The organism is Shewanella sp. 11B5, assembly GCF_002836795.1.
Classification (GTDB): domain Bacteria; phylum Pseudomonadota; class Gammaproteobacteria; order Enterobacterales; family Shewanellaceae; genus Shewanella; species Shewanella frigidimarina.
Map to the genome: position 1 here is coordinate 1 of NZ_PJAP01000483.1, position 6,232 is coordinate 6,232.

6 protein-coding genes are annotated in these 6,232 nt (G+C 40.1%); all 6 read right to left on the minus strand.

Translation table 11 applies throughout. The annotated features are described in order from the left end of the window. Window positions 1–125: 125 nt before the first annotated feature. Window positions 126–428: an MSHA biogenesis protein MshK gene (locus tag CXF78_RS11260; RefSeq protein ID WP_041413799.1), complete on the minus strand. Its 303-nt coding sequence runs from the start codon at window positions 426–428 to the stop codon at window positions 126–128. 4 nt (window positions 429–432) lie between these two features. Then, the gene (locus CXF78_RS11265; RefSeq protein WP_011639168.1) at window positions 433–1,089 is read right to left on the minus strand and encodes a hypothetical protein; all 657 of its coding nucleotides are present in this window, start codon (window positions 1,087–1,089) and stop codon (window positions 433–435) included. Continuing rightward, window positions 1,086–1,706: a fimbrial assembly protein gene (locus tag CXF78_RS11270; protein WP_102036830.1), complete on the minus strand. Its 621-nt coding sequence runs from the start codon at window positions 1,704–1,706 to the stop codon at window positions 1,086–1,088. Before CXF78_RS11270 ends, CXF78_RS11265 begins: the two co-directional genes overlap by 4 nt. Next, window positions 1,703–2,584 carry a biogenesis protein MshI gene (locus tag CXF78_RS11275; RefSeq protein WP_180957121.1) on the minus strand — a complete coding sequence of 294 codons (882 nt, stop codon included), beginning with the start codon at window positions 2,582–2,584 and terminating at the stop codon, window positions 1,703–1,705. Before CXF78_RS11275 ends, CXF78_RS11270 begins: the two co-directional genes overlap by 4 nt. A 286-nt stretch (window positions 2,585–2,870) precedes the next feature. Further along, the gene (csrD, locus tag CXF78_RS11280; protein ID WP_102036832.1) at window positions 2,871–4,781 is read right to left on the minus strand and encodes an RNase E specificity factor CsrD; all 1,911 of its coding nucleotides are present in this window, start codon (window positions 4,779–4,781) and stop codon (window positions 2,871–2,873) included. A 207-nt stretch (window positions 4,782–4,988) separates the two neighbouring features. Then, window positions 4,989–6,232: malic enzyme-like NAD(P)-binding protein (locus tag CXF78_RS11285; RefSeq protein ID WP_257984890.1), on the minus strand; the 1,244-nt coding region annotated here is incomplete at its 5' end.

The following is a 6,232-nucleotide window of genomic DNA, read 5'->3' on the forward strand; positions in this document are numbered from 1 at the left end:
GCCTTGACTCATTCAAGGCCGCTTTCGCTGTTTGTGGGTCGGGTCTATCTGTCGTTTGGCAAGCAACTAAGCACAGCGACATCAGAGGAGTAACATATCTAATCACATTCATTTTTATTCTTATCCTATCGCTCTGTTATCGACTGAAATAGCTGAAGTTTTCTTCCATCTGACAAAATAACATAGTCTTTGCTAATCTTTGATACTCGTAATCCACTACCGCTAATAGCATCACCTGCTGACAGAATAATATTATTAATAACCGCATAGGTATTCTGACCGTTAACAATGCTGTTTAATACCAAAGATTGATTATCTGCTTTAGCTTGCACAGCAATAAAGCCCTGCCCCGGTAAGGTTGGATCTCGTAATGTTTGGGCGTTAGCAGCCGACATTAATAGCATCATTAGGCAGGATGCATACGCCATACCACTAATCTTGTTTCGCAACACTGATAAAGTCCTTGTTCACACTAAGTGTGTAAAGTTCTAATTCAACTAACGCATCGGGATGAGATTCAACACGGTAATCTAAACGCTTCCAATACAATTTATCGGGCATACTTTCCACAGCTTTAATAAACGCTAAAATAGAAAAGTAATCGCCTTGTAACGTCAACTTAATACCATGGCTGTAAAGATTAACTTTACTACCATCACCCACTTGCAATAAGGCTTTGGGCGCAATAGAGGCAAACGAAATGAGCGAGACGCCCTTCACATTGCCCAGCAAGTTCGCTAATACTGTCGGCATATAATCCGCAGGAACCATATCAACCATTTGATTAGCGAGTTCGGCATCCATCAATTGCATCTGTTCAGTAATCAACTGTAATCGTTGTTGATAATCTTGATTGGGATCGAGCTGTAAACGCTCTTCATAAAGCGCCACTTGTTGTAATGAAATCGAATTTTCTTGTTCGAGTCCCTTTAGTTGATTCTGGACACTTTGCTGTTGCTTCCACAATGACTCTAGTGGCATAAACAGCAACATCCCAATGACAACGAATAAGGCAACCGTAATCAATATCCGCTCTCGTGGACTTAGTTCATTAAATTTTGACGACCACACCAGCCATTGTTGCTTCATTGTGCGAGCTCCTTAGCAACGGGCTGACTTATCAATTTAAACGCCAACGGCTGTGCTTCACCGCGGTCCATTGTCATCGCTGAAAATGCATAACCTTTTAACGTTGAAGTAGTTTTTAATTTATCAATCCACAGTGGAATACTTTGAGGGTTACGACCATAACCTTCAAACTCAATTCGCTGAGCGCTAGTGTTTTGTTGCTCAATAGTAATATGACTCAACCACACATTGCTATCTGCCACGGCAGCCAAGTCGGTCAACATTGGCGAGTAACCCTGGCTTATCATCGTTTTGCGCTGACTAAGCTCATCTTTTAGTAGTTTTTTAAGATCTAATCGCTGTTGTTCAAGTTCAACCTTTGCTACCAAATCTGCATTAGGTTTACGTAAAGCAATTTGTTGTTCTAGCTGTGTCTTTTGGTTAGTTAACCGACTTTTTGTGCTGTTTGCTTGTTGATTTAACCTTTGCAATTCATCGGTATGCCACAGCCCTACAACATAAAGAACTGCACAACCTCCGGTGAAAAAAGCCAATGCCAGCATCATTCTTACAAAGGTCAGCCTTTGCTTTTTCGGCAACAAATCTGCGGTATATAAATTAACACTGGTTTTTATCACACTTCACCTCGAGCTAATTCTTGCAACGCTAACTGCGCGAGTAAATTCGATACGCCATCATGATTAACCGCAACCACTTTTTGATTAAAGTTAGCACTAACGAGATTGGCCAATGATGAACTATCACCTTCAACCAAGATGCTAATTGATCCTACTGGAGCTTGACGTAATTGGCTTTCAAAATAATCCATAGAACGTTGAATTTCTAAACTGAGATTATCGGCTAAGCCCTGCTTTAATTCTTCTAGAGTCGTTTTATTTAGATGGTTAAATCCTCTAACGCGACGTTGCATTAGCACTTCGCCCGCTTTAACAACTAGCAATAACAATTCTTGTTGCGGCAAGTGAGCGACTAACATATGCGCCATATTATCGTGGGCTAATACATGACTTAATGCCAATTCTTCAATACTGATCCCAGCAATATCTAATCCATTGGCATCACAAGCACTGGCCAATTGCATTAAAAATTGACGACTACTGACTACCACATTCACTTTTGAACTGGAAATGAAACTGGACTCGAAATAATCTAAATGAATATCAGTGACTGGCTCGGACACCATATCTTTAACAGACCAAATTAACGCTTGAGTGACTTCACCAGGTTCAACATTGGGTTTTTCAACTTGTAATAATTGATAATACTGCTGCGATAGCACTAATTGAACACGAACACGGCCAAACTGACTCTTTAATGCTTCAAAGGCTTGAGACCAATTGTTTTTTTGTACCAGAAACTGGCTGATAACAGGTGCTAATTGACCTTGTTGTGGCTTACACACCCACAGGGAATTACTGGCGATAAATACACCTACATTACCCATAAATTGCGATGTCTGCCAAAAGGCTAGTTTACTCAAAAAACCATTGTCCATTGCGTGGCCCATATTCGCTAACATATTAATTATTTAAGATTACTGATGATAAATATATCAGCAAAAATGACATTTTTAAGCCAATGTACAAGCATATAACATCAAGATGATTCGAATAAGCTGCATTGTCTTTACTAGTATTATTGGTCAAGCCCATAACGATTAAACTTTGTTACTGATGCGTTAACGTTATAACTGATCATTAATATAGCGCATATTGATTGAAAATAGAGTGCAATCTATTGATAAACAAGATCTAACTTAAACAAACATAGCATTATATGACTTAAACTTCAGATCTTTGCCCCAAAAAATCGCCTTGGGCTGCACTCACACCAAGAATTTTTAACGTTTGCCATTCTTCAAAACATTCAACGCCCTCGGCAATCACTTTCACTTCGGCTCTATAAAGGCCACCAATGAGACTTCGTATAAATAATTGATTTTCTGAACGTTGATCTACCCGGCGCACGATAGAGCGATGTAGTTTTACTAAATCAAAGTGATACTCCTGGATATAGTGAGTACCCACAACAGATTGACCAACGTTATCTACCGCCAATTTTGCGCCCATTTTTCTCAACATATCGAGAGTTTTAACTAACAAAACATTTTTCTGATTTTTGACAATAATGTCTTCAGAAACTTCAAAAATAAGTCGTGCGGCTAAAGGGCGATGCTCTAATAAGGTAGATTGTACCCAACGTACAAATGCCCTACTGGTTAAACTATCAAGGCTTAAGTTAATACTGTAAGTAGACTCATTATCGGACATTAACCTAAAGAGTACTTGTTCCAGCACTTGCCTCTCAACCTGCGGCATTAACCCACACTTGTTAGCCATGGGAATAAACAATGTAGCGCGAACATCATTACCTTTTAAATCACGAGCGCGGCTAAATATTTCATAGTGCATAATTTGATTATCACTATCGATAATGGCTTGTTGTAAGGTAAAAAAGCGTTTGGACACCAATGCATTTTCAATAAAACTACGCCAACGAACAGACCCTTTAGCGATTTCCTCATCTAACGCGCCTTTATCGTACATAAACCAGTTATTAACACGTTGCAGTTGCGCAGCTCGAAGTGCCATTTCGGCCTCTTCAATAAGCTGAACTTGTAAATCTCCAGCGTTAAAAAAAGCACTGCCTAAATGTAAAAAATTATCCGGATTGCCAATGCCATAAAAAGGTAATGCAAGGCAGGTTTTGAGTATTCGTTGCGCTAGTTGGTCGGCTTCTACTAGCGACAATTGTGGCACGATAATGACTAATTGTGAGTAACTGCGGCGGGCAAAAATACTGTCTTCGTATTGAACGAGTGCGGCTGTGATGGCTTCCGTTGTTAATGACAGCATTGCCTTAACGCCGCTTTCACCGTATTGGTCTTCCACTAAGTCAACATCATCAAATTCAATTAACATCAATACGCCATGAGCTACCATTTTTTGATTATGGCTTAATCCATCGAGACGATTTTGAAAGAATATCGGGTTACCAATCTGAGTTTGTTTATCAAGAAAAGTATCTTTACGAATAAATTGATCTAAGCGACCACGTTCTTTATGAGCATCATCCAACTCTGCAAGCAATTTACTGATAGCACGATTGATCATCCGTGGTTTACCATTTGTCGGCATATCGGCTGCTTGCTTTAAATGTCCCTCTAAAATGAGTTTACTTCGTTGAGCAAGTTGTTCAATTCCATCTAACTCTCTGGAGTACCAGCCATAACCAAAACGCACAAAAATTCCGATGCTGATAAAACCAATAACAAGAATAATGAGCTCGTGCCAGCCGAGATCATGTAGAGAAAATGGCGGTGGCATAATTAACGTCATGGATAATTTTCCATGGCTTAATTCGGTCTTATAGAGCGTTAAACTGCTTTTAACGATATCGGCTTGGTCACGCTGAAATTGATAAACTAATTGGTTGTCTTGCGACAGGGAGAATTCAACCGCTTTATAAGCCGTCAATAAAGGAGGTAACCAAGTAGAAAATTGACTACTGCCATGTTGTTGATAGTCGTCAGCTAACATGGTTTCTAACTCAGCCACTTTCTGCTGTTGGAAATTGTAGGTCAATTGAGTAAAACCCATCACCGCACACAGTAAAAATACAAATGCCACCGCAGCTAATGAAAGCAGCCAAAAGCTGGTCAGTTTTTTAGTAAGGATCTTGGTGAGTTTCATTTATCCGCTATCCTGCTGGATTTATTTATTTTATTAATGACTCCAATGCTATCCAGTATAACGATTGTGCTACACAACTTCACTAATCGTTTTTAATCACGCTTATCTCAGGCCTATAAAAAAGGGGCAAAAGCCCCTTTTACTAACGACAACAGACCTCATTAATCCCTGTTCAGATTAATAAACCTGATTATTTATACTTGCTTATTACACTTTGTATTCAGTCGGTAATGTGGTGATTTTTGCCACCCCTGAATCGATAGCCGCTTGCGATACTGCGCGAGCTACCAGCGGCAGTAATCTTGGGTCCATTGGTTTAGGCAGCACATATTGTGGGCCAAAACTCAATGATGACACGTTAGGATAAGCCGCTAACACCTCAGCAGGAACAGGCTCTTTAGCGAGGTTAGCAATAGCATATACAGCAGCTAGCTTCATTTCGTCATTAATGACCGCTGCGCGAACATCGAGTGCGCCTCGAAAAATAAACGGGAAGCACAATACATTGTTCACTTGATTTGGATAGTCACTACGACCAGTACCCATAATTAAGTCTTTACGGATGTTATGAGCTAATTCAGGTTTAATTTCAGGATCAGGATTTGAACAGGCAAAGATCACCGGATTAGGCGCCATTAACGCAATATCATCGGCAGCCAATAAATCTGCACCCGATAGTCCTAAAAATACATCGGCATCTTTAATCACATCTTGCAGGGTGCGTTTATCGGTATTGTTAGCAAATAACGCTTTATATTCATTGAGATCTTCACGACGCGTATGAATCACCCCTTGCCTGTCTAACATATAAACATTTTCACGTAAGGCGCCACATTTAACAATCATCGTCATACATGCAATAGCAGCTGCACCAGCGCCTAAACAAACAAAAATAGCATCATCAATTTTTTTACCTTGAATTTCCAGAGCATTCAACATGCCTGCTGCCGTGACAATAGCGGTGCCGTGTTGATCGTCATGAAATACCGGAATATTACATCGCTTAATCAGCTCTTGTTCAATTTCAAAACATTCAGGCGCCTTGATGTCTTCTAAGTTAATCCCGCCGAAGGTATCAGCAATAGATTCGACGGTATTAATAAAATCTTCCGTTGTGCGGTGTTTCACTTCAATATCAATCGAATCAATATTCGCAAACCGTTTAAACAGAAGTGACTTGCCTTCCATAACCGGTTTTGACGCTAATGGGCCTAAATTACCTAGACCTAAAATAGCCGTGCCGTTGGTAATAACCGCTACTGTATTACCTTTATTGGTATATCGATAAGCGTTTTCAGGATTAGATGCAATCTCTCTAACAGGCTCTGCTACCCCAGGACTATAGGCCAATGCTAGATCATGGCTTGATTGAGCCGGTTTCGTCAGGCAAACAGCTGTTTTACCTGGTACTGGGAACTCATGATAATCGAGAGCTTGTTGACGAATATCTG